This window comes from Citrobacter amalonaticus (assembly GCF_037053465.1).
In the GTDB taxonomy this organism is placed as follows: Bacteria; Pseudomonadota; Gammaproteobacteria; order Enterobacterales; family Enterobacteriaceae; genus Citrobacter_A; species Citrobacter_A amalonaticus_H.
On sequence record NZ_JBALIF010000018.1, the window covers coordinates 22,930 to 49,231 of the forward strand.

The following is a 26,302-nucleotide window of genomic DNA, read 5'->3' on the forward strand; positions in this document are numbered from 1 at the left end:
GGGACACCTGTGCGCAATGCCGGTCATCGCCGCCGAAGCGCCCCCCCGCATTGCCCCGCAGCAGTGGGTTGAACAGCAGGAACTGCCCTCGCTTGACGGCCCTATGCCACTCACCGGCGACAACGCCGCGCCAGGTGAATTAACCCTTTCGCAGGCGGTCAACCGCGCGGTCTCCTGGCATCCGTCGATCGCAGAAGTGGTCGGCAAATTGTATGCCCAAATCCAACAGGTCGATGTCGCCAAAGCCAAATATTATCCGCAGGTCAACGCGGGGATAAATAACGGCTATACCAACAGTTATTCCGACAGTGGCTTTAGCCCTTCACTGGTGTTGTCGCTGTCTCAAATGCTTTATGACTTCGGTAAAGTCGCAAGCCAGGTGCGGGCAGAGAACGCGGGTGTGGCGCAGGAACAGGCCAACGTGCTGGTGAGCATTGATACGGTGAGCCATGAAACGGCGACCGCCATTGTACAGGTGCAAACCTGGCAACAAATGGTGGAGGTGGCGAAGGAGCAACTTGACGCCCTGAGCGCCATCGGCAAGCTGGCCAGTCAGCGCAATGATGAAGGCGCCAGTTCGCTGTCGGACGTTGTACAAACCGATGCGCGTATCGAAGGCGCGCGCGCCCAACTGGTGCAATATCAGGCCAATCTGGAAAGCTCACAGGCGACGCTCATGACCTGGCTTGGCTGGAAGGATCTCAATACCATCAGCAACGATTTTCCGCAAAAACTGAGCCGCAGTTGTGAACGGGCAAAGACGGACGACAAACTGGTGCCCGCCATTCTTGCCGCCTGGGCACAGGCCAATGTTGCTCAGGCCAATCTCGACTATGCCAACGCGCAGATGACGCCAACAGTCTCACTGGAGCCGGAAGTACGCCACTATCTGAATGACAATTACGCCGGGCATGAATCCGTTGACCGCACCCAGTATTCGGCCTGGGTCAAAGTGGAGATGCCCATTTATCAGGGAGGCGGCTTAACTGCGCGACGCAATGCCGCCAGCCACGCGGTGGAATCGGCGCAGTCAGCCATTCAACGGACCCGGCTTGATGTCCGTCAGAAGCTGCTTTCGGATCGCAGCGAAGCAATGAATCTGGCGACATCGTTACAGATCCAAAAACGCCAGCAGACGCTGAGCGAGCGGACGCGCGAGCTGTATCAACAGCAGTATCTTGACCTCGGCTCGCGACCACTTCTCGATGTGCTTAACGCCGAGCAGGAAGTCTATCAGGCGCGTTTCGCACAACTGCAAACAGAGAGCCAGTTGCATCAGCTACAGCTTAACTGTCTGTACAATACCGGCCAGATGCGTCAGGCGTTTGGCCTGGAAAACCGCACGATCCAGTCAGTGGAGATCCAGCCATGACCCACGCCGATATTCCTGCTGACGAGCGCATTACCGCGACAGCGCTGGCTAACTGGGCGCGGGCGATAAGCCATATCGCCGCCCACTATCGTATTAGCTGTTCGCCCGGCGCGTTGCAGGCCAGCGCGCCCTGGTTCCAGGATAAACCGATGCCCCAGGCGCTCAGCCAGTTGGCTCGCCAGGCGGGGCTCTCTTTTCAGCCGCTGGCCCCTGACGAACAGTCGCTCACCCGCTGGCGTCTGCCGGTGGTGATTCAACTTCACAAAGGCGAACTGGTGCTGGTTGAACAATTCGATGGCGAGGACCAGCTTGACGTCAGTTTCGTTGACGGCGAGCTGCAACGTAACCGCATCTCCCTGCGCGCGCTGTTGCCAACGATCCGTTTTATCATTGCCTTACGCCCGCTTTCTGCGGTGAAAGACAGCCGGGTGGATGCGTACATCTCCCGCTTTAAGCCCGACTGGCTGAAAAGTCTGGTGCTAAAAGATCTTCGTCCCTACGGCCCGGTAATGCTGGCGGCACTGCTTATCAATATTCTGTCGCTTTCCGGGATCGTCTTTTCGATGCAGGTCTACGACCGGGTGATCCCGGCGCAGTCCTGGCCGTCACTCTATGTTCTCGCCACAGGCGTACTGATCGCCATGCTGTTTGGATTTCTGCTGCGTCTTGCGCGTGGGCACGTCATGGATCTGTTAGGTAAGCGGGCTGATATGCGGGTTTCCGATCGCGTCTTCAGCCATGCGTTGCGTCTGCGCAACAGCGCGATCCCCCGCTCCACCGGCAGCTTTATTTCGCAGTTACGCGAGCTGGAGCAGATCCGCGAGATGGTGACCTCCTCAACAATTTCAACGATTGTCGATCTGCCCTTCTTTTTTCTCTTTATTGTCGTACTGGCGATCATCGCCCCGCCGCTGGCCTGGATTGCGCCGGTCGCCGCTTTACTGATGATCCTGCCCGGTCTGTTGCTGCAAAAAAAGCTGGCGGAGCTGGCGAACCAGTCGGCGCATGAAGCCACGTTGCGTAATGCGGTGCTGGTTGAGAGCGTGCAGGGGCTGGAGGACATCAAGCTAATGCAGGCGGAGAACCGCTTTTTGCAACAGTGGAATAACTATATCCGCATTACTGCCGAATCCGGATTGCGTACCCGCGAGCTTTCGCAGGGGCTGATCAACTGGGGCGTGACGGTTCAGGGGCTGGTCTACGCCGCCATGGTGATGTTTGGCGCGCCGCTGGTGATTGAAGGTATTCTGACAACCGGCTCGGTGGTTGCCGCGTCAATGCTCGGTTCGCGGATGATCGCGCCGATGGGCAATCTGTGCGGAGTGCTGGCACGCTGGCAGCAGGTTAAAGCCGCCAAAAAGGGACTGGACAGCATTATGGAACTGCCCACCGAAACTCAACGTGACGAAACGCTGGTACATCAGGAGATCTTTCACGGCCACTACCTGTTTGAGAACGCGCAGTTTCGCTATCACAGCGAGGAGCAGCGAGTGCCGCTACGTATTAACCGCCTGGAGATCGCTGCCGGAGAGCGTATCGCGGTACTGGGGCGCAACGGCGCGGGAAAATCAACCCTGTTACAGGCACTGGCAGGCGGGGTGGATTTGGTCGAGGGTGATGCGCGTCTTGATAATCTCAGTCTGCCACATATCGATATGGCCGATTTGCGCCGCAACGTCGGTCTGCTCAGTCAGAACGCACGCCTGTTTTTCGGCACGCTGCGTGAAAACCTGACCCTCGGCGCACCGCACGCCAGTGATGAGGAGATTTTCGCCGTGCTGGAAATTTGCGGTGCGGCCAACTTTGTGAAGCGGCTGCCGAAAGGTCTGGATCACCCGATCATGGAGGGGGGTGCGGGGTTATCCGGCGGTCAGCGACAGTCCATTCTGCTTGCCCGCATGTTGCTACGCGCCCCCAATATCGTCCTGCTTGATGAACCCACCGCGTCGCTGGATGAGCACGCCGAACGCGAGTTTATCCAGCGGCTGGGGGAGTGGCTCGGCAACCGCACCCTCGTGGTCGCCACGCACCGCGTACCCGTGCTTGAACTGGTAGAACGGGTAGTGGTGCTCAAAGAGGGACAACTGGTGATGGATGCGCCGAAAGCGCAGGCGCTGGGGCAAAGTCGAATGGCCGCGCAGACTAACGCACGGGAGTGGAAAAATGAAAACCAGTCAGCCTGATGCAACCCGGGATGCGCTCGACGACAGTGGCGAGCGCGAATTTTCTGGGGCCAGCCGCATTATCTGGCTCACCGGAATCTTATGTCTGATCCTCACCGTGTGGGCCTGGTTCGGCATTCTTGATGAAGTGTCGACGGGTACCGGCAAGGTGATCCCCAGTTCGCGCGAACAGGTATTACAGTCGCTCGACGGCGGTATTCTCGCGGAATTGATGGTACATGAAGGCGACCAGGTTCAGGCGGGACAAGTTCTGGCACGAATGGACCCCACACGTTCGGAGTCGAACGTCGGCGAAAGCGCGGCCCGTTACCGCGCTTCGCTTGCCTCCAGCCAGCGCCTGACGGCAGAAGTCAGTGACAAACCGCTGGTATTTTCTAAAGAACTCAACGCCTGGCCCGATCTGCTCGCTTCGGAAACACGGCTCTACAACAGCCGTCGCGCACAGCTTGCAGACGCGCAATCTGAACTTAACGAAGCGCTGATGCTGGTGAATAAGGAACTGGCGATCACCGAACGTCTGGCAAAAAGCGGGGCCGCCAGCCACGTCGAAGTGCTGCGTCTACAGCGGCAAAAGAGCGATATCGGTCTGAAACTGACCGATCTTCGCTCCCAATACTACGTTCAGGCACGTGAAGCGCTGTCCAAAGCCAATGCCGAAGTGGCGATGCTGTCAGCCATTATTAAAGGACGTGAAGATTCCGTCACCCGTCTGACCGTACGCTCACCGGTACGCGGCATTGTGAAGAACATTCAGGTGACAACCATCGGCGGGGTGATCCCGCCGAACGGTGAGATGATGGAGATCGTGCCGGTTGACGATCATCTGCTGATTGAAACGCGACTTTCGCCGCGCGATATCGCCTTTATCCATCCGGGGCAACGCGCGCTGGTCAAAATCACCGCTTACGATTACGCCATTTATGGCGGTCTGGAGGGCGTCGTTGAAACCATCTCGCCCGATACCATCCAGGACAAAGTTAAACCGGAAGTCTTCTACTATCGTGTTTTTATCCGTACCCACCAGGATTACCTGCAAAATAAACTGGGACGCCGCTTTTCCATCGTCCCGGGCATGATTGCCACCGTGGATATAAAAACCGGGGAAAAAACCATCGCCGACTATTTAATCAAACCGTTCAATCGGGCGCGAGAAGCGCTGCGAGAGCGGTAAATCCTAGAGGGTTAGAGTAAATGGTTGGCAAATATTGCGAGTAAAGCAGCCAATGGTTCTTTGGGCATAGGAATAGCTGCTGCAACTCAAGCAGCAACAGCGGCTCTGAAAAAATACTACGGTCTATCATACCATCATGGGGTGTCAGGGCCCGGAGGTTCAAACCCTCTCACGCCAACAAAAAAAATAACCATATTAATTGCTCACAACTGCACTAAATGGATAAATAACGTTATCAGCATTTACAGTTTTTCCCTAAAGCCAGTGCTTCGTTCATGTGCCACGCTTAATCTCGCTAATAACTTATAACGCTAAGCGAGGATATTATGAAAAAGACAATTATCGCATTATCTGCAATTCTGCTGGCTTCTCCCGTTATTGCCGCAACAACACACGCAACCGATAATGATGTAGTCGCCGCACACGAAAACGCCAATACCGCAAAAGAAAAACTGCATCAGGCACAGAATCAGGGCGAAGAGCAAAAATTAAAAGCCAAACATGTTGCTGAAGGTAAACAAGATGACCTGAGCAGCAAGGTGAGTGAAGGATCACAAAAAGCCTGGAATACCACCAAAGAAGGTACTGAAAAAGCCTGGAATACAACAAAAGAAGGTGCTGCCGCCGTTGAGAAAAAAGTCAGCGAATAATCTTCCAAACATTGAATAATAAAAAACCGCGAAAGCGGTTTTTTATTATTAGGAATAAGCCGCAATCCAGCATCGGCACCTCATCCTAATTGGTTTCTACAGTTAAACCAGATCAGGGCCACTGTAACGTACTGCCCCTGGCTCCACGTGTGGCGACAGCGAATCCTCTTTCACTGTCGCCAAACGCTTTCACCCTTAATTATCAGACGGATACTCGTGATTAATCCACGCATGTTCATCTTCCCAGGTAAACATCCATTTGCGTAGCGGACCCGCCATCACGTTGAGGTAGTAGCTGTCATATCCTGCCAGGGTTACCACCGGGTGATACCCTTTTGGTACCATCACCACGTCGCGGTTATAGACTGCCATACACTCGTCAAGCGACCGGTCATCGGTGTACACCCGTTGCATACAGAATCCCTGCGACGGGTTTAGGCGATGGTAGTAAGTCTCCTCCAGATACGTTTCCTGCGGCGGGTTATCGGTGTCGTGCTTATGGCTCGGGTACGAACTGGTACAGCCTTCGTTGGTCCACACCTCCACCACCAGCAGGCTATCAGCGGGTTTATCTTCCGGTAAAATATTATGCACATAACGCTGGTTGTGACCTTTGCCGCGCGCTTCCCCGTCGATATCCTGCGGGGCAATCAGCCGCGTCGGATAGGTGCCCTTGCCCGGCGCGGCGCAGACCGCCAGCTCCAGTCTGGTTACCGCCTGAACCTGTATTGTCTCACCAGAGGTGACATAGACCGCCCACGGCTTGATCCGTTCGAACGGGCTCATCCGCTCGCCGATATCCGTAAAGGTTGCGCCCGGCGTGGTGACGGTCGCGCGTCCGGCAACCAATACCAGACAACGTTCTTCGCTGACGGCGGGCAGCGTAAGCTGCTGCCCTTCTTCCAGTTCATACGCTTTAAAGCCAACATATCCCCAACCGGCGCTTTCCGGCGTCACTGACTGCGTACGCCCCTGCGCGTCCGGCTGCTGCCAGCGTGATAATAAACGTGACATATCACCTCCTCAGATAAGCCCGGCATCCCGCGCCAGACGACTAAGGTTGTTATAGCCCAGACGCGCATACGTCAGCGGATGCGCGATGGCTGGATCCTGCTCCGCCTCCACCACCAGCCACTCCTGATACTGGTTCGCCTTCAGCAATGCCATGATTGGCGGATAGTCAACGCAGCCATCTCCCGGCACGGTAAAGACGCCGCTCAGCACCGCATCGAGGAAGCTGGTTTTGCGGTTTTTGACATCCGCCAGCACGTCGGCACGTACGTCTTTGCAGTGAACATGGTTGATACGTGATGCCCAGCGCTGCGCGACTGCCAGCGGATCGGCACCCGCAAAGGTCAAATGCCCGGTGTCGAGCAACAAGCCGACTTCATCACCGGTATACGTCATCAGATTATCCACATCTTCAGCAGATTCAATCACCGTTCCCATGTGGTGGTGATAGGCAATCTGTACCCCCTGCTGTTGGGTGTAGCGCGCAAACTCGGTGAGCTTTTCACCGTACTCTTGCCAGCGCTCTTGCGGGAAGCGCGGACGCAGATGTACCGGCGTCTGCTGCTCGCCGTGAATGCAGCCACTGACTTCGGCAAAGACCAGCACCTTCGCTCCCAGTTCGCGCAGTAACGTCAGGTGCGATTGCACGGCGGCAATCTCCTCCTCCACGCTGCGTTCCAGCAGACGTCCGGAATACCAGCCGGAAACCAGTTGCAGGTCGTGGCGCTGCAAAATGGGGCCGAGCAGTCGCGCCTCGCGCGGGAATTTGTTGCCCAGCTCGAAACCGGCAAATCCGGCCTCTTTGCCCTCGCTCAGACACGTATCAAGCGACGTCTCAGCGCCCAGTGAAGGAAGATCGTCATTCGTCCATGTCAGTGGATTAATACCTAATTGTACCGTCATCATCTTCTCCTGAATTATGCTTGTCCGCGCTCGCGCCACCAGGCGATAAGCTGCAGGTAGTTATCTTTAATGCGCGCCACCAGCTGCGCATCGTCAATATCGTGTTTCAACCACGCGCGGGAAGCGTCGCCGAACAGCGTGCGTCCCACGGCAAATCCTTTCACCACCCCATGACCCGCAGCCGCTTTAAAATCAGCACGCAGTTGCTCTGCCGGTGCGTCCAGACCCAGGATCACCACGCCACGGCAGTGCGGATCGCGCCGTTCGATAATGTCACTCAACGCCGTCCACCCAGCAGAAGTCAGCGGTGGGAGTTTCCACCAGTCGGGGTAGATCCCTAAGTTGTAGAAGCGGGAAATGGCGCGCAAATACAGTTCATCACTGCGCGGCATACTGGCCGGTAAAATCACCTCCAGCAGCAGCTCATGACCGGACTGGCAACAGGCGCGATACACCTCGGCGATTTTCTGTTCTTGTTCCAGACGCAACGCGTGGGCATCTTCCGGATGGAAAAAAACCAGGCACTTCACCACATGTTCCTGCGGCCAACTGATGAGCTGCGAGCCTATATTGCCGTGTTCCATCTCCAGCGGGCGCGATCCCGGCAGTTCGATAGGGCGACCTATCCACCAGCCCTCTCCGGTTATCGAATTCAGCGCATCCTGACCAAACGTGCCATCGCACAGCAGTCCGGCTTTACCTTCCAGCCCGGCGCTGTTGGCCGCTTCACGGCTGGCCTGCAAAATAAGCTGTTTCAATGCCGGAATACGCTTCAAAGACGCGCCACACTGCAACGCCATCTCTTCAAGCTGACTGCGGTGATCGAAAGCCATCACGCACAGTTCGGGCCATGTGCGACGACGGGTCGTCACGCGATGCAAGTGGTTGAGATGCGGATCGAGATCCGGACGTGGAACCTCTGCAGCGCGGGAAAGATAATCATCAAGCTCAATTTTGCTTGGCATCGCCGGCGCACAGCCGTGACGTGATACCACCAGCGCACCGCAGGCATTAGCATAGCGACACGCCTGCTTCCACCCCTCATCGTTGAGATAGCCGCGCAGCAGACCGGACATAAACGCATCCCCCGCCCCCAGCACGTTCAGCACCTCAACGCGTACGCCGGTGACCGTCAGGCCATCGTCCAGCCGGGCCGGGATCGCGTCGGTATACACCGAGCTGCCGAGCGCACCGCGCTTGCAGACCAGCGTCGCATTACTCACGCCGCGAACCTGCACCAGCGCCTGCAGCGTATCGGTACTGCCGCCCGCGATATGAAACTCCTCTTCAGTGCCAACAATCACATCAAAAAGATGCAGCACCTCCTGTAACTGGCGGGTGACCTGATCGGCGGCGATAAAGCGCGTTTCGCCGTCTCCTAAGGAAGTAAGCCCCCACAGCACCGGGCGATAGTCGATATCCAGCGCCGTACGCACGCCGTGACGCCGGGCGTATTTGAGCGCCGTCAACACCGCCTCGCGGGTTTGTGGATGAGAAAGATGCGTCCCGGTGATGGCAAGACAACGAGCAGACGCGATGTACTGTTCATCAACATCGCTGGCGGTAATTGCCATATCCGCGCAGTTATCACGGTAAAAAATCAGTGGGAAGGTGTCCCGGTCTTTAATGCCGAGAAGCACCAGCGCCGTCAGGCGGTCTTTATCAGTGATCAGATGACTGGTATCGCACCCTACCTGGTTTAATTCTTCACGCAGGAAACGCCCCATATGTTCGTCGCCAACCCGCGCCAGCATTGAGGAACGCAGTCCCTGGCGTGCTGTACCGTAAGCCACATTACCGGAGGAGCCGCCAAGGTATTTGGCAAAGCTCGACACATCTTCCAGGCGTGCGCCAATTTGCTGACTGTAGAGGTCAACCGCCACGCGGCCCATGCATATCACATCAAACTGCTTTTCCACGTTGATACCTCTTCAGACAATGTCGTTCACGTTCAGCCAGCGGCCTTCCTGGTGCGAGAGTGCGATAGCGTCAAGCACGCGCGACACCTTCCAGCCCTCTTCAAAGTCCGGCCACATCGGCACATCGGCAGCAATGCCGTCCACCAGGTCGCGTACTTCCACAGTTTTCTGGTCGTTAAAGCCGATACCATGCCCGGCTCCCATGCAAAACGCGCCGTAGTCCGGGTGTGCCGGACCAACCAGTAAAGTGCGAAACCCCTGGCGGTTGACCGGATCGTCATGCAGATAGAGCTTCAGCTCAGCCATGCGTTCCTGGGTAAAACTGATGGTTCCTTTGGTCCCGGTAATCACATACGACAACCCCATCTTGCGGCCACAGGCAACGCGGGAGGTTTCAATCACCCCTTGCGCACCGCCTACAAAGCGCACCATCGCATGGGCCTGATCTTCGTTTTCTACCGTCACCATTTGCGAGGAACCGGCCTTCGCCGGACGCTGTGGCACCACGATCTTCAGGTCGCCGCAGACCTGCTGAATATCCCCAACCAGGTACTGCGCCATATTGACGATATGCGCAGCCAGATCGCCAAGCGCCCCAAGTCCGGCGGTCTCTTTAAAACAGTGCCAGTGGATCGGCGCAAGCGGATCGGCCATGTAGTCTTCGTTGTGGGTGCCGTAGAAATGGATCACCTCGCCAATTTCTCCGCGCTCAATGATCTCTTTCGCCAGTTGCGCCGTTGGGTTCTTCATATAGTTGAACCCCACCAGGGTTTTCACTCCTGCCCGCTGTGCAGCCTCAACCATTTCACGCGCGTCGTGGGCGTTCAACGCCAGCGGCTTTTCTGAGTACACATGCTTGCCGTGGCGAATCGCTTCCAGCGCCATCTCTTTATGCAGATGATTAGGAGAACAGATATCCACGACATCAATGGCCGGGTCGGCCACCAGCGCACGCCAGTCTCCGGTTGAGCGGTTGAAGCCAAACGTCTGCGCCCGCTCGGCAGCGAGCTCTGGAGAGACTTCCGCCACCATTTCGCGCACCAGTTTGCCGCGCAGGTTGAACACCGTTGGGGCCTGGGCATAGGCGATAGCATGCGCCTTGCCGATATACCCGGTACCAATCAATCCAATACGAACTTCTTTCATCATGATCCTCACAATGCGCCGCGACGGCTCTTGGCGTAGGTATCGAACGCCACCGCCAGAACGATAATTAAGCCGGTAATAATTTGTTGGTAGTAAGCCGAGACGTTCATCAGCACCAGACCGTTGATCAGGATGCCCATGATGATCGAGCCGATAATGGTGCCGCCGATACGCCCATAGCCGCCCATCAGCGAAGTACCGCCAATGACCACCGAGGCGATAACGCGCAGCTCAAATGAGATCCCGGCAACCGCTTCCGCACTGCCCAACCGCGCGCTGAGGATAAAACCCGCCAGCCCCGCCAGACAGCCAATTAACACGTAGACGCTCACCAGCACGCGCTTCACGTTGACCCCTGCCAGGCGCGCCGCCTCCGGGTTACCGCCGATGGCGTAGACGAAGCGGCCCCAGCGGGTTTTATGCAACGCCAGATAGCCGCCGAGGGCGACGATGGCGAAAATCCAGATCGGAATGGAGATACCGAGCAGCTCCCCGCGCCCCCACCAGCGGTAGCCCTGATCGAAACCGGCAATCGGCGCGCCGTCGTTGATCACCAGCGTCAGGCCGCGCCAGATGGTCATCCCGCCAAGGGTCACGATGAACGGCGGCAGGCGCAGGCGGGTCACGCCCAGACCGTGCAGGAAGCCAATCGCCGTGCCCATCGCCAGACAAATCCCCAGCCCAATCAGCCAGCTCATGCCGCCCCAGGCGTTCGGGTCGACGGTGGTGAAGTTGTCGCCCTTGATCACGTACGCCGCGGTCATGGCGCAGACTGCCAGAATGGAGCCCACGGAGAGGTCAATCCCGGCGGTCAGGATGACAAACGTCATCCCCACCGCCATGATCCCGTAGATGGAGACTTCGGTCAGAATGTTGAAAATATTGCGTTCAGAAAGAAAATTACTGTTCTGCAACTGAAAGAAAATCAGCAGCAGGATCATGAAAATCAGTACCCCAAAGCGTTCAAAAAAGGCAATGGGATCAAGACGTCCGCCGCGTTTGGCAGGAACCTGCGTTTTAGAAATAATCTGCGTCATGAATCACTCCATTATGCCGCATTCAGGGCGTTGTGGTTGATGGCCATCATCGTCATTAGCCGCTCTTCATTGGCGTCGTCACCGTGGATCTCGCCGGTTACCCGACCTTCACTCAGCGTGATGATCCGATCGGAAACCGCCATGACTTCCGGCAGATCAGAGGAGATCACGATCACCGCCACGCCCTTTTTCGCCATATCAAACAGCACCTGATGGACTTCTGATTTGGTGCCAACATCAATGCCGCGCGTTGGCTCATCCACGATCAACACCCGGGGGTTAAGCGCCATGCAGCGCGCAAGGATCACTTTCTGCTGGTTCCCACCGGAGAGCTTGCGCACCTCCTGCGCACTGTTGACCATTTTGATCTGCAGCGCCTGGCGGTATGACTCGATAAGGGCATCCTCTTTGCGGGTATTCACAAACCAGCGCCAGTGCAGCAGTGACGAGAGGCTGGAGAGCGACAGGTTGTCGCGGATCGACAGCCCGAGAACCGCGCCCTCTTTTTTGCGATCTTCCGGTACCAGTGCCAGCCCCTGCTCCAGCGCAAACAGCGGATCGCGCGGCTGATATGGCACGCCATCAAGTTCAAAGCAGCCGGAAGTAAAACCGTCGGCACCAAACAGGCAGCGCGCCACTTCGGTGCGCCCGGCCCCCACCAGTCCGGCAATGCCTAACACCTCGCCAGCATGCACGTGGAAGCTAATGTCGTGCAGCGCGATACCATGCGGATCCAGCGGCGGTTTTTCGCGGCTAAGCCCCTTCACCGCCAGACGCACAGGTTTATCTTCATGGTGAGTTTCGCTGGCCGGGCGGCGATTAAAGGCCACATCTCGCCCCACCATCAGGCGGATCAGCTGTTCAACGGTGGTCTGTGCAACCGCTCCGCTCCCGGTAAAACGTCCATCCTGGAAAACGGTGAACTGGTCACAGAGTTGAAAAACTTCATGCAGGCGATGGGTAACATAAATAATGCTCACGCCACGACCTTTAAGTTCCCGCACCACCCGGTGCAGACTTTCCACTTCGCTGTCGCTTAATGCCGCGGAAGGTTCGTCCATAATGATCAGCTTTGCATTCAGCGTCAGCGCCCGCGCAATTTCCACCATTTGCTGCTGCGCCACGCTCAATCGGGCCACGGCCGTGGTTGGTGCAACGTTCAGTTGCAGGTAATCCAGAATCACCTGCGCCTCCTGATTTACCGCCTTTTCGTCAACAATCAGATTACGTTTGCGCGGTTCGCGTCCGAGGAACATATTCTCGGCGACGGTCATGTTGGGCAGCAGGTTAAACTCCTGATAAATCGTAATAATGCCCTTGTTTTGCCGCTCTACCGGAGAATCCTCTACCGACAGTGTTTCGCCGTTAAACCAGATTTCACCACTCGTTTGTGGTTGTGCCCCTGCCAGTGCTTTCAGCAGCGTGGATTTTCCCGCGCCGTTCTCACCGAGCAGCGCATGAATTTCACCCCGCCCCACCGCCAGTTGCGCGTTACTCAGCGCCCAGACGCCAGAAAAACTCTTCGTCAGCTCGGTAACATTCAGTAAAGGTTGCGACATCAGTCTGCTCCTTCTTTATTGCGGGCCGACGCATCAGCGACGGCCCGGAGTAAATCAGTTACCGCCGGCTTCGCCGATACGCTCAGCCTGTTGCAGGTTTTCTTTGGTGATCAACGTCGGCGGATAATCCGCGCCGGTGATGGCTTTTTTCTCACGCACGCTTGCCACCAACTGGCTCATGGCCGTTTTCACCGCAAAGCCAGGACGTTGATCCGCCGTCACTGCCAGCCAGCCGTCGCGCACACGCGCCAGTGCTTCCGGCACGGCATCGAAGCCCGTGACCAGAACTTCACCCGGTTTCAATCCTTGTCCCTGCAACGCTTCGATCGCGCCCAGCGCCATATCGTCGTTAGCGGAGAGGATCACCTGCGGACGCTTTGGCAACGAAGGCAGAACGCTTTCGACAATGCGCATCCCTTCAGAACGCATCCAGTTACCGGTCTGATCGGCAACGATCTTGTACTTTTCACCGCCCGCCTTCAGGCTGTCGCGAATGCCTTTAGTACGTTCAATGTTGGAGGAGGAGCCTGGCTGGCCGGTCAGCAGAATAATGTCTGCCCCATCAGGGAATTTGGTTTTGACAAAGTCGCCAATCGCCTGACCGCCTTTGTAGTTGTTCGCGCCGAAGTGCGGCACCTTTTTCTGGCTGTCAACGGAGCGATCGAGGGTGACCACGGGCAGTTTCGCATCCTGAATTTCATCTACCGCGCTGGATACCGCGTTGACATCGTTTGGTGAAACAATAAAGCCCTGTGCGCCACGGGTGATGGCGTTCTCCAGGTCGGCGACCTGTTTTGGCGAGCTACCCTGCCCGTCCAGGACCTGTAAATTCACGCCCATCTCTTTTGCGGCTTTCACCGCCGTGCGCTGCATGTGAACTTCAAATGGCATCGCCAGGTTTGGCGTACTGAAAACAATTTGCTCGTTTTCAGCAATGGCTGCCCCGGATGTCATGGCGATGAGGACAGCTAAGATCAGTTTTTTCATTATTATGTCTCTCTGTGTAGGGTAGGTTGTGGTGACAATCAGAGGAGAACTTCACGCTGGCTATGCAGTGACTCCAGCGCTTTATCCGCCAGATACAGCGCACGCTCGCCATCGTCCCCGCTGCAATCAGGGACCGCTTCGCCGCGTAGTATCGCAACAAAGTGTTCCCATTCCGCGGCATAGGCCGATTTATAACGCTGCAAGAAGAAATGTTCAGGTAACGCGCTGGTACAGCCGGTCTTCGCGTAGTGCTGCACCTGGTTTTCGAGAATGTTGCCCGCGCACAGCAGCCCTTCAGAACCGTGCAGCTCAAGGCGCTGATCGTATCCGTAAGAAGAACGGCGGCTGTTGACGATGGTCGCCATCGCGCCGGAAGCATATTTCAGTACGATGAATGCGGTGTCGATATCGCCCGCCTCGCCAATCGCCGGATCCACCAGATTGCTGCCCTGGGCATACACCGAAACCGGCTCTTCGCCCATGATAAAGCGCGCCATATCAAAATCGTGGATAGTCATATCGCGGAACATACCACCGGACACACGCACGTATTCCGCAGGAGGCGGCGACGGGTCGCGGGAGATGATCAGCAGCGATTCCGGCTTTCCGATACGCCCGGCCAGTGCGTCAGTTTTTACACGGCGGAACTGCGGGTCGAAGCGGCGGTTGAAACCGATGAACAACGGTACGTCGTACTCTTTGACCACTTTCAGGCAGTCGCGCACACGGGCCAGATCCAGGTGGACTGGCTTTTCACAGAAGATGGCTTTGCCGTGGCGTGCGGCCATTTCAATCAGATCCGCGTGGGTATCGGTCGCGGAGGCGATCAGCACGGCGTGAACGTTAGGATCCGTCATCGCCTCATCCAGGCTTTGCAGGCGAGCCTGGTACTGAGTGGCAAGACGGGTGGCAAATTCCTGATTCGGGTCGACGATGGACCAGAGAGTAGTGGCACTGTGACTGGCAATGTTAGCTGCATGTACCTGGCCAATTCGGCCAGCGCCCAGTAAAGCAATGTTAAACATAACGGCTCCCGGTGTTGGTGAATGCGATGAACTAACGACCCCTTAAATAAAACATTTATTTCATTTTTATAAATAGTGAAAATTATGTTTTTGAGTGCAACTTAACACTTTTGAGACGATCGAGATAAAATTTGTTATCAATATCACAACATAAAGGCAGAGATAATGCAGGAATTGGCCCCCTTCCGTTCAGGAAGGAGGCGATGGATGAAGAGAAAGGAAAAATGAAATGAAAATTTCGTTGTTGCAGATTGCCGGATGGCGGCGCGAACGCCTTATCCTGCCTACAGGTTAGAATTAGTTGTAGGCCGGATAAGCGCAGCGACATCCGGCATTACCTGGCGTCAGTACTGACGAGCGTTTTTCACCTGTTCAAACGTCTGCTCGGCGGCTTTTCGCACCGACGGTGATTCTGCCACCTGCGCATCGCCAGTGCGCCACCAGGCGGCGTAATCGTGGGTCATGGTTTTCGGCAGGACTTTGATGTCCAGCAGCACAGGTCCCGAATGCGCACGGGAGGCTTCCAGCGCCGCCAGCAGGCTTTGTTCATCATGTACCCGCCAGGCGCGACAGCCGTAGCTCTCGGCGTTCTGGGCAAAATCAACCTTCACCAGCGGCCCATCCAACCGTCCGGTTTGCGGGTTGCGGTGACGGTTTTCCGTGCCGAAACTCCCCATCCCGTGCCCCATCTGCAAATTGTTAATGCACCCGAAGCTGGCGTTATCAAACAGCAGGATAGTAACTTTTATCCCTTCCTGAACGGCGGTTTGTAGTTCGGAATGCAGCATCATGTATGAGCCATCCCCCACCATGGCATAAACCGGCTGCTGCGGCTGCGCCAGCCTGGCCCCGATGGCCGCCGCAATCTCATAGCCCATACAGGAATAACCGTATTCCAGGTGATAGCTGTCCGGAGTTTTGACCTGCCAGATACGCTGCAAATCGCCGGGCAGCGATCCGGCGGCCCCCACGACGATAGCGTTATCTTCAATGTGCTGATTGATAAGTCCCAGCACCTTCGTCTGGGTCAACCGGGTGTTTAGCGTGTCGCCATATTCCGCCAACTGAGCGTCAAGATGCCCTGCCACTTCGGGTTCATCATCGGGGCGCCAGTCGCGATCCCATAAACGTTGGCACTCATCGCGCCAGGCCTCTTGCGCCTGCGCGACCTCCTTCCCCCAATCGCTGCGGTAGTCTTTCAGCGTTTCGGTTAATGCCGTAAGCCCGGTACGGGCATCGGTGATAAGCGCAGTAGCATCAAGTTTCAGTGCGTCAAACTCCGCGACGTTCAGCAGCAGGAACTCAACCTCCGGATGAGAAAACAGCGCTTTCGAACCGGTGGTAAAGTCAGTGAGACGCGTACCGATGCCGATCACCAGATCGGCTTGCGGTGCGAGCTGATTCGCTGCCATCCCTCCAGTTACCCCAATGCCTCCGAGGTTAAGTGGGTGGTCACTAACCAGCGCTCCCTTTCCGGCCTGAGTTTCGGCAAACGGCAGTTGCAGCGTTTCAACAAACGTACGAAACGCCTCATGCGCGCCGGAATATCGTACCCCGCCGCCGCATACCACCAGCGGGCGGCGTTTGCGGGCAATCAGCGCCCGCGCCATCGCCAGACGCTGCGGGTCGGGCGGTCGACGTTCGATCAAATGAACGCGGCGCACAAAGAAACTTTGCGGATAGTCCCAAGCTTCTCCCTGCACATCCTGTGGCAGGCAGATGGTTACGGCACCAGTATCTGCGGGGTCAGTAAGCGTTCGCATCGCATTTAGCATCGCGCTCATTAACTGCTCCGGGCGGTTAATCCGGTCCCAGTAACGCGAGACCGGGCGGAAGCAGTCGTTGGTGCTGATGCCCAGGTCATGGTATTGCTCAATTTGCTGCAATACCGGGTCCGGCTGACGGCTGGCGTAGACATCGCCTGGCAACAGCAGCAGCGGAATACGGTTCGCCGTCGCGGTTGCCGCGGCGGTCACCATGTTTGCCGCTCCCGGCCCAACCGATGACGTCACGGCAAAAATACGCTGGCGCCGATGCTGTTTGGCAAATCCGGTCGCCATGTGCGCAATTCCCTGCTCATTACATCCCTGCATCACCTGCAAATGACCGGGTGCCTGCTCCAGCGCCTGGCCGATACCAAGTACGTTACCGTGACCAAAGATGGTGGCGACACCCTCGACAAAGGGCGTTTCCACGCCATCGACACAGATATATTGTTGATTAAGGAATTTGACCAGCGCCTGAGCCATGGTCATACGTTCGGTTTGCATAAACCCTCCTGTCAGCCCAGCGTCGGCATGGAGAACGCTGCCCCTGTGTCCTGCAGCATCTCCGGCCAGCGTGCGGTGACGGTTTTCATCCGGGTGTAGAAGCGCACGCCATCGTTCCCATGAACGTTAAGCGCACCAAAAATGGACCGCTTCCAGCCGCCAAAACTGTGGAACGCCATCGGCACCGGAATAGGCACGTTTACGCCCACCATGCCCGCCTGCACGTCTTCGCAGAAGCGACGCGCACAGCCGCCATCACGCGTGAAAATCGCCGTGCCATTACCATATTCATGACGGTTAATCAGTTCCACCGCGCTGCTGTAATCTGCTACGCGCACCACAGAAAGCACCGGTCCAAAAATCTCTTCTTTATAAATGGTCATCTCCGGCGTGACGTTATCAAACAGGGTCGGCCCGACAAAATAACCCTGCTCATGGCCTTTGACACTAAAACGCCGACCATCAACACGCAGGCTGGCCCCCTGCGATTCTCCACTGTCGATATAACCGAGCACCTTATTACGGTGTACCGAGGAGATAAGCGGCCCCATTTCATTTTCCGGTGTCTGATCAAGCCCCGGTCCGACACGCAGCACCGCAATCTGTTTTTCCAGTCGCGAGCACAGCTCGTCTGCCGTTTTATCCCCTACAGCCAACACCACGGAGAGTGCCATGCAGCGTTCACCCGCCGCGCCGTACGCGGCCCCCATAATGGCGTTGGTCGCCATATCCATGTCGGCATCCGGCATTAAAATGCAGTGATTTTTAGCGCCACCTAACGCCTGACAACGCTTACCGTGGGCTGACGCCGTCTGATAAATGTATTCCGCAATCGGCGTAGAGCCGACAAAGCTCACGGCCTGCACGCGCGGGTCAGTTAACAGCACGTCAACGGACTCTTTGTCCCCCTGCACAACGTTGAACACACCCTCCGGCAATCCGGCTTCTTGCAGCAATTTCGCCAGTGCCAGCGCGAGAGAAGGGTCTTTTTCCGAGGGTTTCAGCACAAAGGTATTCCCGGTTGCCAGCGCGATAGGGAACATCCACATCGGTACCATTGCCGGAAAGTTAAACGGCGTGATCCCGACGCAAACCCCGAGAGGTTGCATCAGCGAATGGCTATCGACGCCGGTCCCTACGTTGGCTGAGTGTTCGCCCTTTTGCAGATGTGGAATGCCGCAGGCAAACTCCACCACTTCCAGGCCGCGGGTCAGCTCACCAACTGCGTCAGAGAACACCTTGCCATGCTCTTCGCTGATAATGCGAGCCAGCTTCTCCATGTTTTCTTCCAACAGCGCCTTAAAGCGGAACATCACTCGCGCTCGTTTTAACGGAGAATGGCGAGCCCACCCGGGGAATGCGTCGTGCGCTGCCGCAATGGCCTGCTCGGTTTCCTGTGTCGTACTCATCACCACCTGGCGGATCTGCTCGCCGGTGGCCGGGTTGAAGATTGCCTGAACGCGCTGGCCTGAACCGGTGACACATTCGCCGTGGATAAAATTCGCTACTGTCTCCATCCTTAACCTCTCGCTGTTGATACGTGACTGTTACCTGAACACTGTTATCTGTGTACTATATATGAAACAAACATTCCATTTTAAGCTGAAATAAAATAAATAATGATTAATGTGATCAAGAATGGGTTTTTATGTTAACAAGCGGAATCGCATGATTAGCGTGTACTGGCAGAACGTTTCAGCGAACGACAAGCCTGAAGCTTTTGTTTCGTTTTTACAGCCAGATGAATGAGTGACATTTCAAAGACGCGGTTTTGCGTTTAGAATCATAAAACTATGTACCAGGAGGTAAAATGACAACAGCAACCAGCCTGAACGAGCTGCAGCAGCAAATCCGCGATCGCTACGATAGCCTGAGTAAGAGGCTGCAGCAGGTGTCCCGCTATGTGCTGGATAATACCAATAGCGTGGCCTTTGATACGGTTGCCGTCATTGCTGAACGTGCCGGAGTGCCACCCTCTACGCTGATCCGCTTCGCCAATGCCTTTGACTTCACCGGCTTCAACGAAATGAAACAGTTGTTTCGTATGAACCTGGTGGAGGAAACCGCCAGCTACAGCGACCGCGCGCGCATGTTCCGCGAGATGGAAAGCGGAGCCGTGCCGGAAACCCCGCTCGATATCCTGCAGGAGTTCGCCCGTTCGAATACCCAGGCGCTCCAGCAGTTGGCAGCCCGTGCCGAACCTGAAATGCTGGAGCGCGCCGTACAATTGCTGGCAGAAGCCGACACCATTTACATCGCAGGTCTACGTCGTTCGTTTAGCGTAGCGGCCTATCTCACCTACGCCCTGAGCCATCTTGAATGTCGCCCTATTTTGCTCGACGGCATGGGTGGAATGCTGCGCGAGCAGATTAACCGCATCAAAGCGCACGATATCGTCGTGTCGATTAGCTTCTCGCCTTATGCGGAAGAAACAGTGATGGTCAGCGAAACTGCGGCCAATGCCGGCGCGCGCCAGATCGTGATTACCGACAGCCAGATAAGCCCGCTGGCCACATTCAGCGATCTCTGCTTTGTGGTGAAAGAGGCGCAGGTCGACGCGTTTCGCTCCCAGTCAGCGACGCTGTGCCTGGTACAGTCACTCGTGGTGGCGCTGGCTTACCGGCTAGGTGACGGAAGCCATGAAAACGGTCATTCTGTCGGGTGATGAGCGCCGCGAAAATTGATGATCCGCTTTATTACATTCCCGCCAGCGTGACGTGAAATCGTGATGTCTGCCGTTACTTTTATGGTCGTTGAAAATATCGTCCTCATTCAGCGACCAGATGAAAGACAATCCGTTATTACCATAAGCTACAATTATATTAATTGTGGGGAGCGCCTTACTACGCCAATACAGTCACTCAGGTAACTCCGGAGCTAGTGAAATAATCCCAGAGGTAAGATGGCGCGACTATATTCCGGAGTCAGGTGTTGGCAAATATCCCTTCTCATCACCCCGCGTTTATCTTATTCCGCCATCCTGCTTCATGAGATCCTTCGCTTAACATGCGTTCTTCCTGTTACAGATAATTTTTAACCGCTAATTCTTTAGCGAAGAAATGAGCTTTACCCTTCTCATACCTGACTATCTTTTGTTATTTACCGACAACTCCCCCACCCTGCATGTCATAAAAGAACATTTGTGTTTACACATTATTCAGGGATTACTATGAACAGAAAATGCTTACTGTTGATACCATTATTCTTTAGTAGCGTCATCATCACCGCCTGCGATAATAAACCTACAGTAAAAACCGCCATGGAGCCCGAGGTCGGCGTTGTTACCTCGCCCATTGATGGCATTAGCGGCAAATCTTCCGTGACCGTGGGTGCCCTGGTGACTGCCAATCAGGAAAACGCGCTGGTCACCGTTCAGAGATTAGATCCGATCTATGTTGATTTAAAGCAGTCAGTACAAGACTTCCTATGCCTGAAAGAAGAGAAAGCCAACGGCAAAATTGCCCAGCAACAAGGCAAAATTCCGGTTGAGCTGATGCTGGAAAACGGCAAACCCTATCGCCATACCGGTACGCTTGAGTTTTCCGATCCCGCTGTTGATGAGACCACCGGTTCGGTAACCCTGCGCGCCGTATTTCCCAATCCTGAAGGTGAAATTTTACCCGGCATGTATGTCACTGCGTTGCTGGACGAAGGCAGTCAACAAAACGTATTGATGGTCCCCAGCAAGGAATTACGCATAACGAGCAAGGAAAAGCCACCGCGCTGATCCTTGACCAGGAAAACGTAGTGCAACTGCGTGAAATAAACGCAGTGAAGGCCGTTGGTAATCAATGGTTAGTGACCGCGGGATTGCGCCCTGGCGATCGGGTCATTGTGTCCGGATTACAAAGAATTCGTCCGGGAATCAAAGCCCGGGTTCTCCCTTCAAAACTGAACACCCCGGACACGGTAGCTGAACAGTAATATTTCAGGCATTAAGGACTCTTTCTTCATGGCCAACTTTTTTATTGAGCGCCCGGTTTTCGCTTGGGTGCTCGCTATTATCATGATGTTTACGGGGGTATCGCAATCATGAACCTGCCTGTCACCGCGTGATATCGCGTTCATCCATCCCGGCCAGCGGGCGATGGTCAAAATCACCGCTTACGATTACGCCATTTATGGCGGTCTGGAGGGCGTCGTTGAAACCATCTCGCCCGATACCATCCAGGACAAAGTTAAAGCGGAAGTCTTCTACTATCGTGTTTTTATCCGTACCCACCAGGATTACCTGCAAAATAAACTGGGACGCCGCTTTTCCATCGTCCCGGGCATGATTGCCACCGTGGATATAAAAACCGGGGAAAAAACCATCGCCGACTACTTAATCAAACCGTTCAATCGGGCGCGAGAAGCGCTGCGAGAGCGGTAAATCCTTGAGGATTGGGGGTGGCAAGGGCTGTCACAAGTCTGTTATACTTGCTGCAACACATTGGGGCTGATTCTGGATTCGACGGGATTTGCGAAACCCAAGGTGCATGCCGAGGGGCGGTTGGCCTCGTAAAAAGCCGCAAAAAATAGTCGCAAACGACGAAAACTACGCTTTAGCAGCTTAATAACCTGCTCTGAGCCCTCTCTCCCTAGCTTCCGCTCTTAAGACGGGGATCAAAGAGAGGTCAAACCCAAAAGAGATCGCGTGGATGCCCTGCCTGGGGTTGAAGCGTTAAAACTAATCAGGCTAGTCTGGTAGTGGCGTGTCAATCCGCAGGTGCCAGGCGAATGTAAAGACTGACTAAGCATGTAGTACCGAGGATGTAGGAATTTCGGACGCGGGTTCAACTCCCGCCAGCTCCACCAAAATTCTCCATCGGTGATTACCAGAGTCATCCGATGAAGTCCTAAGAGCCCGCATGGCGCAAGCCCTGCGGGCTTTTTTGTACCTGCAATTTGTCCCGCGAAGTCTGATGCCAACTAATTAAATCCGAACCTTTTAGGCACCTTGTTAGGCACCTCGTAAAGCTTTATTGTTTTTGAGGTGCCTAAAACTATGGAAACCCGGCAATGGCAAGACAAACCAAACCTCTATCCGTTAAAGAAATCGAATCTGCTAAACCCAAGGAAGCGGACTACGTTCTCTATGATGGCGATGGCCTTGAGCTACTGATTAAATCCAGCGGGAGTAAAATCTGGCAGTTTCGCTACATTCGCCCTGTCACTAAGAAACGTGCGAAGAAGAGCATAGGCCCCTACCCGTCAGTTACGCTTGCCGATGCCAGAAACTATCGAGCAGAATCTCGCTCTCTCCTGGCGAAACAAATCGATCCTCAGGAGCATCAGCAAGAACAACTGCGCAGTTCGCTTGAAGCCAAAACAAATACTTTCCAGCTCGTAGCTGAACGATGGTGGAATGTGAAGAAAGCCAGCGTGACAGAGGACTATGCGGAAGATATCTGGCGCTCTCTTGAAAGAGATGTCTTTCCTGCGATTGGCGACGTTAGCGTTACAGATATTAAAGCTCACACACTGGTTCAGGCCGTCCAACCGGTTCAGGCCAGAGGAGCACTGGAAACCGTTCGTCGCCTGTGCCAGCGCATTAATGAGGTCATGATCTATGCCCAAAACACAGGGCTGATTGATGCTGTTCCCAGCGTTAATATTGGCAAAGCCTTCGAGAAGCCTCAGAAAAAGAACATGCCCAGCATTCGACCGGATCAGCTACCTCAATTGATGCAGACAATGCGAACAGCCAGCATTAGCCTTTCCACACGCTGCCTGTTCATGTGGCAACTTCTTACTATTACCCGCCCTGCCGAAGCGGCTGAAGCTCGCTGGGAAGAGATAGACATAGAAGCACAAGAGTGGAAGATTCCTGCAGCACGCATGAAAATGAACCGCGACCATACTGTTCCATTGTCAGATGAAGCAATTGCGATACTAGAGATGATGAAGCCGTTAAGTGGAAATCGAGAATTTATCTTTCCCAGCCGCATCAAGCCAAACCAACCTATGAACAGTCAGACCGTAAACGCATCGCTAAAACGCGCAGGTTTTGGTGGAGTGCTCGTTTCACACGGTCTGCGATCTATCGCCAGTACAGCCCTTAATGAACAAGGCTTTCCGCCTGATGTTATTGAGGCAGCACTGGCCCACGTGGATAAGAATGAGGTACGTCGAGCATATAACCGCAGCGATTATCTTGAGCAGAGACGCCCGATGATGCAGTGGTGGGCTGACTTCGTTATGGCTGCTGATCACGGAAGTATGATTGGAGATGGCATTCGAGGTATAAGGCTCGTCGGATAGTATTTATATAAGCGCCTCAAACTGGCGCTTATATCTTTCACTCAAATCCGAAGCTCCGATTAATAACTGATTATTTTTTTCTTACATTCGCATCAAAAGCTTGTTTAATACTTTCATTATTTTGCGACCAAGATTTTATGATAGTTTCAGCTAAAGCATCTTGACTAGCAGTTGCTAATCTATATTTTTTACTTTGGTTATCAATCATAAAATCTGATTCCTCAACAAATTCCCACAAAGGTTCAATGAGAACTCTCACGGCAGCAGCTTTACTTCCCCATCCCTGCTCTGGGGCTAAAACATTAATAAGCTCCACAAGCTTTCCTTGGATAATTCCATAAACTTCAGCTTTTTTCATCCCTCCTTTTCGCCCAGACTTCTTTCTGATACTTAAAAGTTTATTTCGTTTATCTACAGAAGTTTTATACCAAACCATCCCCATGCTTTTATCAAATAACTCAGATGCTTTTTTAAATGCTTCAAATGCAACATCCTCATTGTCTGATATAACTAATTCACCCCATTTATAGCACTTCTGTGCATACCTAAGATGAAATTTAAAGAGTTCATCCATAGAGATATATTCAGGGATAATGACAGCAACATTATCCCTCAGAAGTTCAGCCTCTAATGAACTCCAATAACGTTCAATAAGCGTAGCTAACTCAGTGCTTTTCTCATTTGATGGAAAGTCCTTATGAGAGTCAGTGTACCTATGCTTTTTCAGATAAGAGGATGAATACAATAATATTCCCGGACCAAATTTTTTGGAGTTCCAGGCCCGCTCTTTCATCATAGTCAGTTCAGCCTGCATGTATGTATGCTTTTCATCCAGAATTTGGGCATACATGCGCCATTCACAGTCTTTAATCTCACTGGAGAGAGCACTGCGTTTTCGACTAATTTCTTCACTAAAAACTTCAATAGAAAACATTTAGCCCCACAATATCAACAAGTTAAACCTGTTAAAAATAAACCTTTGCTAGCCGTATTTTTTCGAAGAATCCTTGCAGCTATTCTTTGCTGGAACCAAACTGAGCTAACAAGAGGCAAACTAGTATGAACACTTCATCAGCAGTCAGGATACTCCGCTTACCTGCTGTTATCCATAAAACAGGTATCTCGCGAGCCACAATTTATGACTGGTTGAACCCGAGGTCGCCACGATATGATCCAACTTTTCCGAAGAAAAGAAAGCTTGGAACACAATCAGTTGGATGGCTTGAATCAGAAATTGATGAATGGTTGTTACATCGTAGTCTTATTAATTAATTATAAAGAGGAGTTAGATAGGATGTATGTCTAAAAAAAACAGCTCAACGCAAAATAAAGAACTTGGACTAAAGTTCCAGACGCTTCCCACTTTTGCACAACGGTTAATAAGCTACATACATTATAAAACAGGAGCCGCCGCTGAACTTATTTTAATAGTCTTACTTGGGGTAATGGCACTTGCCTGCCAGGACAAATTTGATATTCAGCTTAAAAATGGGAGAACCTTTACATCACTTTATCTGATGCTATTGGCACGCTCAGGTAGCAGGAAATCAACGGTATTCAGGCTGTTGATGGGGGAAATTTATCAACTGGAAAAAGAGCTGCGAAATGATTTTCTGTTAAAAGAGAAAATTCATAAGCTTAAACTAGTATCCTGGGAAACCGAGCTAAAAGAGCTTAAAAAACAATTTGGCAAAGCTGTTCGTCAGAAGGTTGATGTAACTGAGGCACTTGAGGCGTTGGAGGAGTGCCAAAGAAGAAAACCATCTGTCCCAGAAAGAAAGTATCTTACTAAAAATGATTCGACAAGTGAGGGACTTAGAAAGGCATTAGCGCTGGGTTCTCCATCATTGATGCTCGGCTCTGATGAAGCCGGTGGGGTGATTGACAGCAATCTTTTTCGCAATATATCAGTTTTTAACTCTCTTTGGGGAGAAGGGAGAATCTCTGACAGCAGAGCATCTCGTGACAGCTACGATGTTGATGATGTCCGGCTGACCGTATTGCTGTTGTTACAACCTGAATTGTTTAACGACTTTATAAGTAAGCGGGGGAAAAAATTAAGAAAATCAGGATTCTTAGCGCGTTTATTATTGATTGATCTGGAGCAACTTCCTGAACTATGCAACATCCCTGATGCGTGTTCATGGTCTGATGAACCAGGACTTGATGGTTTTTTCTCTATTCTCGTTAAGCATTTGCAAGACGGGATAGAGCGTAGAGAAAAAAATGAAGAACGTATCTGTATTACTTTATCTGAAGAGGCGAAAGCGTCATGGGATACACAAAGTAAACGAATCAGGGAACTAATGCAAAAAGGAGAGGAGTTGCATCACTATGATGATTTCGCCTCAAGAATTATGGAACAAGCTACGAGAATCGCAGCAGTAATGCAAATGTTTATTACACCCGACTCACCAATAATTACCAAGGAAACTTTAATGTCAGCTACTAAAATAACACAATGGATTATTAATCACCTTATCACTAAGGTCGATACTACCCGAGAACCTACAACTGCAGAAAAATTGGTATGGTTCATGGAGGAGCATCTTGTTAGTAATGGTTCTTACGATTTCAAGAGGAATGATATCATTAAAAAAGGTCCATATTCAGTCAGGCGTTCAGAAAGTCTGAATTCTGCTTTAGAAAAACTTGAATCTGAAGGAATAGTACAACTATTTGAACGAGGTGGGGTTAATTATGTCAAATTTATTGGTTCCAAAATGGAACCTAGCGAACTAGCTGAAAAAACCAATATCCCGTTGTTAGACTCAGGAACAGTTGCGATGAGTAAACTACGTTTACCTGAATAACTTCAGAGTAAGC

General features: G+C 53.5%; 19 protein-coding genes, 1 other RNA gene and 3 pseudogenes. 12 read left to right on the plus strand and 11 right to left on the minus strand.

Annotation, left to right across the window (positions count from 1 at the left end):
- The first annotated feature begins 16 nt into the window (after positions 1 to 16).
- The 4 genes from WB371_RS20770 (at position 17) to WB371_RS20785 (ending at position 5,376) form a co-directional block, all read left to right on the plus strand.
- On the plus strand, positions 17 to 1,372 hold the full coding sequence (locus WB371_RS20770) for a TolC family outer membrane protein (RefSeq protein WP_336221944.1): 1,356 nt from the start codon (positions 17 to 19) through the stop codon (positions 1,370 to 1,372).
- Positions 1,369 to 3,555: a type I secretion system permease/ATPase gene (locus WB371_RS20775; protein WP_336221923.1), complete on the plus strand. Its 2,187-nt coding sequence runs from the start codon at positions 1,369 to 1,371 to the stop codon at positions 3,553 to 3,555. Before WB371_RS20770 ends, WB371_RS20775 begins: the two co-directional genes overlap by 4 nt.
- Positions 3,536 to 4,726, plus strand: coding sequence for an HlyD family efflux transporter periplasmic adaptor subunit (locus tag WB371_RS20780; RefSeq protein ID WP_336221924.1), 1,191 nt, complete (start codon positions 3,536 to 3,538; stop codon positions 4,724 to 4,726). The genes WB371_RS20775 and WB371_RS20780 overlap by 20 nt, the downstream gene beginning before the upstream one ends.
- 326 nt (positions 4,727 to 5,052) lie before the next feature.
- Positions 5,053 to 5,376, plus strand: coding sequence for a hypothetical protein (locus WB371_RS20785; RefSeq protein ID WP_336221925.1), 324 nt, complete (start codon positions 5,053 to 5,055; stop codon positions 5,374 to 5,376).
- A gap of 195 nt (positions 5,377 to 5,571) precedes the next feature.
- Here WB371_RS20785 and iolB read toward each other — a convergent pair whose 3' ends face one another.
- From iolB to WB371_RS20835, 10 genes are all read right to left on the minus strand, one after another.
- Entirely contained in the window at positions 5,572 to 6,390 is an 819-nt protein-coding gene (iolB, locus tag WB371_RS20790; protein ID WP_336221926.1) for a 5-deoxy-glucuronate isomerase, read from the minus strand.
- Positions 6,391 to 6,399: 9 nt separating this feature from the next.
- The gene (iolE, locus tag WB371_RS20795) at positions 6,400 to 7,290 is read right to left on the minus strand and encodes a myo-inosose-2 dehydratase (protein WP_336221945.1); all 891 of its coding nucleotides are present in this window, start codon (positions 7,288 to 7,290) and stop codon (positions 6,400 to 6,402) included.
- 14 nt (positions 7,291 to 7,304) lie between these two features.
- Positions 7,305 to 9,209: a bifunctional 5-dehydro-2-deoxygluconokinase/5-dehydro-2-deoxyphosphogluconate aldolase gene (locus WB371_RS20800; RefSeq protein ID WP_336221927.1), complete on the minus strand. Its 1,905-nt coding sequence runs from the start codon at positions 9,207 to 9,209 to the stop codon at positions 7,305 to 7,307.
- A gap of 12 nt (positions 9,210 to 9,221) precedes the next feature.
- A complete protein-coding gene (locus WB371_RS20805; protein ID WP_336221946.1) occupies positions 9,222 to 10,355 on the minus strand; it encodes a Gfo/Idh/MocA family oxidoreductase in 1,134 nt (377 codons plus the stop codon).
- Positions 10,356 to 10,363: 8 nt separating this feature from the next.
- Positions 10,364 to 11,392 (minus strand): ABC transporter permease, encoded by a 1,029-nt coding sequence (locus tag WB371_RS20810; protein ID WP_336221928.1) that lies wholly within the window; start codon positions 11,390 to 11,392, stop codon positions 10,364 to 10,366.
- 11 nt (positions 11,393 to 11,403) lie between these two features.
- The gene (locus tag WB371_RS20815) at positions 11,404 to 12,951 is read right to left on the minus strand and encodes a sugar ABC transporter ATP-binding protein (RefSeq protein WP_336221929.1); all 1,548 of its coding nucleotides are present in this window, start codon (positions 12,949 to 12,951) and stop codon (positions 11,404 to 11,406) included.
- Positions 12,952 to 13,005: 54 nt separating this feature from the next.
- The gene (locus WB371_RS20820) at positions 13,006 to 13,938 is read right to left on the minus strand and encodes a substrate-binding domain-containing protein (protein WP_336221930.1); all 933 of its coding nucleotides are present in this window, start codon (positions 13,936 to 13,938) and stop codon (positions 13,006 to 13,008) included.
- Positions 13,939 to 13,976: 38 nt separating this feature from the next.
- Positions 13,977 to 14,963, minus strand: coding sequence for an inositol 2-dehydrogenase (gene iolG, locus WB371_RS20825; RefSeq protein ID WP_336221931.1), 987 nt, complete (start codon positions 14,961 to 14,963; stop codon positions 13,977 to 13,979).
- A gap of 344 nt (positions 14,964 to 15,307) precedes the next feature.
- Positions 15,308 to 17,233 (minus strand): 3D-(3,5/4)-trihydroxycyclohexane-1,2-dione acylhydrolase (decyclizing), encoded by a 1,926-nt coding sequence (gene iolD / locus WB371_RS20830; RefSeq protein ID WP_336221932.1) that lies wholly within the window; start codon positions 17,231 to 17,233, stop codon positions 15,308 to 15,310.
- A gap of 11 nt (positions 17,234 to 17,244) precedes the next feature.
- Positions 17,245 to 18,750: a CoA-acylating methylmalonate-semialdehyde dehydrogenase gene (locus WB371_RS20835; protein WP_336221933.1), complete on the minus strand. Its 1,506-nt coding sequence runs from the start codon at positions 18,748 to 18,750 to the stop codon at positions 17,245 to 17,247.
- 293 nt (positions 18,751 to 19,043) lie between these two features.
- On the opposite strand from WB371_RS20835, the gene WB371_RS20840 reads away from it, so the two are divergent.
- The 6 genes and pseudogenes from WB371_RS20840 (at position 19,044) to WB371_RS20860 (ending at position 23,476) form a co-directional block, all read left to right on the plus strand.
- A complete protein-coding gene (locus WB371_RS20840) occupies positions 19,044 to 19,898 on the plus strand; it encodes a MurR/RpiR family transcriptional regulator (RefSeq protein WP_336221934.1) in 855 nt (284 codons plus the stop codon).
- A gap of 612 nt (positions 19,899 to 20,510) precedes the next feature.
- A pseudogene (locus WB371_RS20845) lies at positions 20,511 to 21,157 on the plus strand (efflux RND transporter periplasmic adaptor subunit); the annotation flags it as partial.
- 28 nt (positions 21,158 to 21,185) lie between these two features.
- Positions 21,186 to 21,280, plus strand: a pseudogene (locus tag WB371_RS23900) (efflux RND transporter permease subunit); the annotation flags it as partial.
- Positions 21,270 to 21,605, plus strand: a pseudogene (locus WB371_RS20850) (secretion protein HlyD); the annotation flags it as partial. The pseudogenes WB371_RS23900 and WB371_RS20850, both read left to right, overlap by 11 nt.
- A 62-nt stretch (positions 21,606 to 21,667) precedes the next feature.
- Positions 21,668 to 22,030: a transfer-messenger RNA gene (gene ssrA, locus WB371_RS20855) on the plus strand.
- 204 nt (positions 22,031 to 22,234) lie between these two features.
- Positions 22,235 to 23,476: an integrase gene (locus WB371_RS20860; RefSeq protein WP_038434476.1), complete on the plus strand. Its 1,242-nt coding sequence runs from the start codon at positions 22,235 to 22,237 to the stop codon at positions 23,474 to 23,476.
- A 70-nt stretch (positions 23,477 to 23,546) separates the two neighbouring features.
- Here the strand turns inward: WB371_RS20860 and WB371_RS20865 are convergent, their stop codons facing one another.
- Positions 23,547 to 24,410, minus strand: a complete 864-nt coding sequence (locus tag WB371_RS20865; protein WP_219989639.1) for a hypothetical protein — start codon at positions 24,408 to 24,410, stop codon at positions 23,547 to 23,549.
- A gap of 125 nt (positions 24,411 to 24,535) precedes the next feature.
- On the opposite strand from WB371_RS20865, the gene WB371_RS20870 reads away from it, so the two are divergent.
- Positions 24,536 to 24,748, plus strand: a complete 213-nt coding sequence (locus tag WB371_RS20870; RefSeq protein WP_013365117.1) for an AlpA family transcriptional regulator — start codon at positions 24,536 to 24,538, stop codon at positions 24,746 to 24,748.
- A gap of 26 nt (positions 24,749 to 24,774) precedes the next feature.
- Positions 24,775 to 26,289: a YfjI family protein gene (locus WB371_RS20875; protein ID WP_038434474.1), complete on the plus strand. Its 1,515-nt coding sequence runs from the start codon at positions 24,775 to 24,777 to the stop codon at positions 26,287 to 26,289.
- The last annotated feature ends 13 nt before the right edge of the window (positions 26,290 to 26,302 follow it).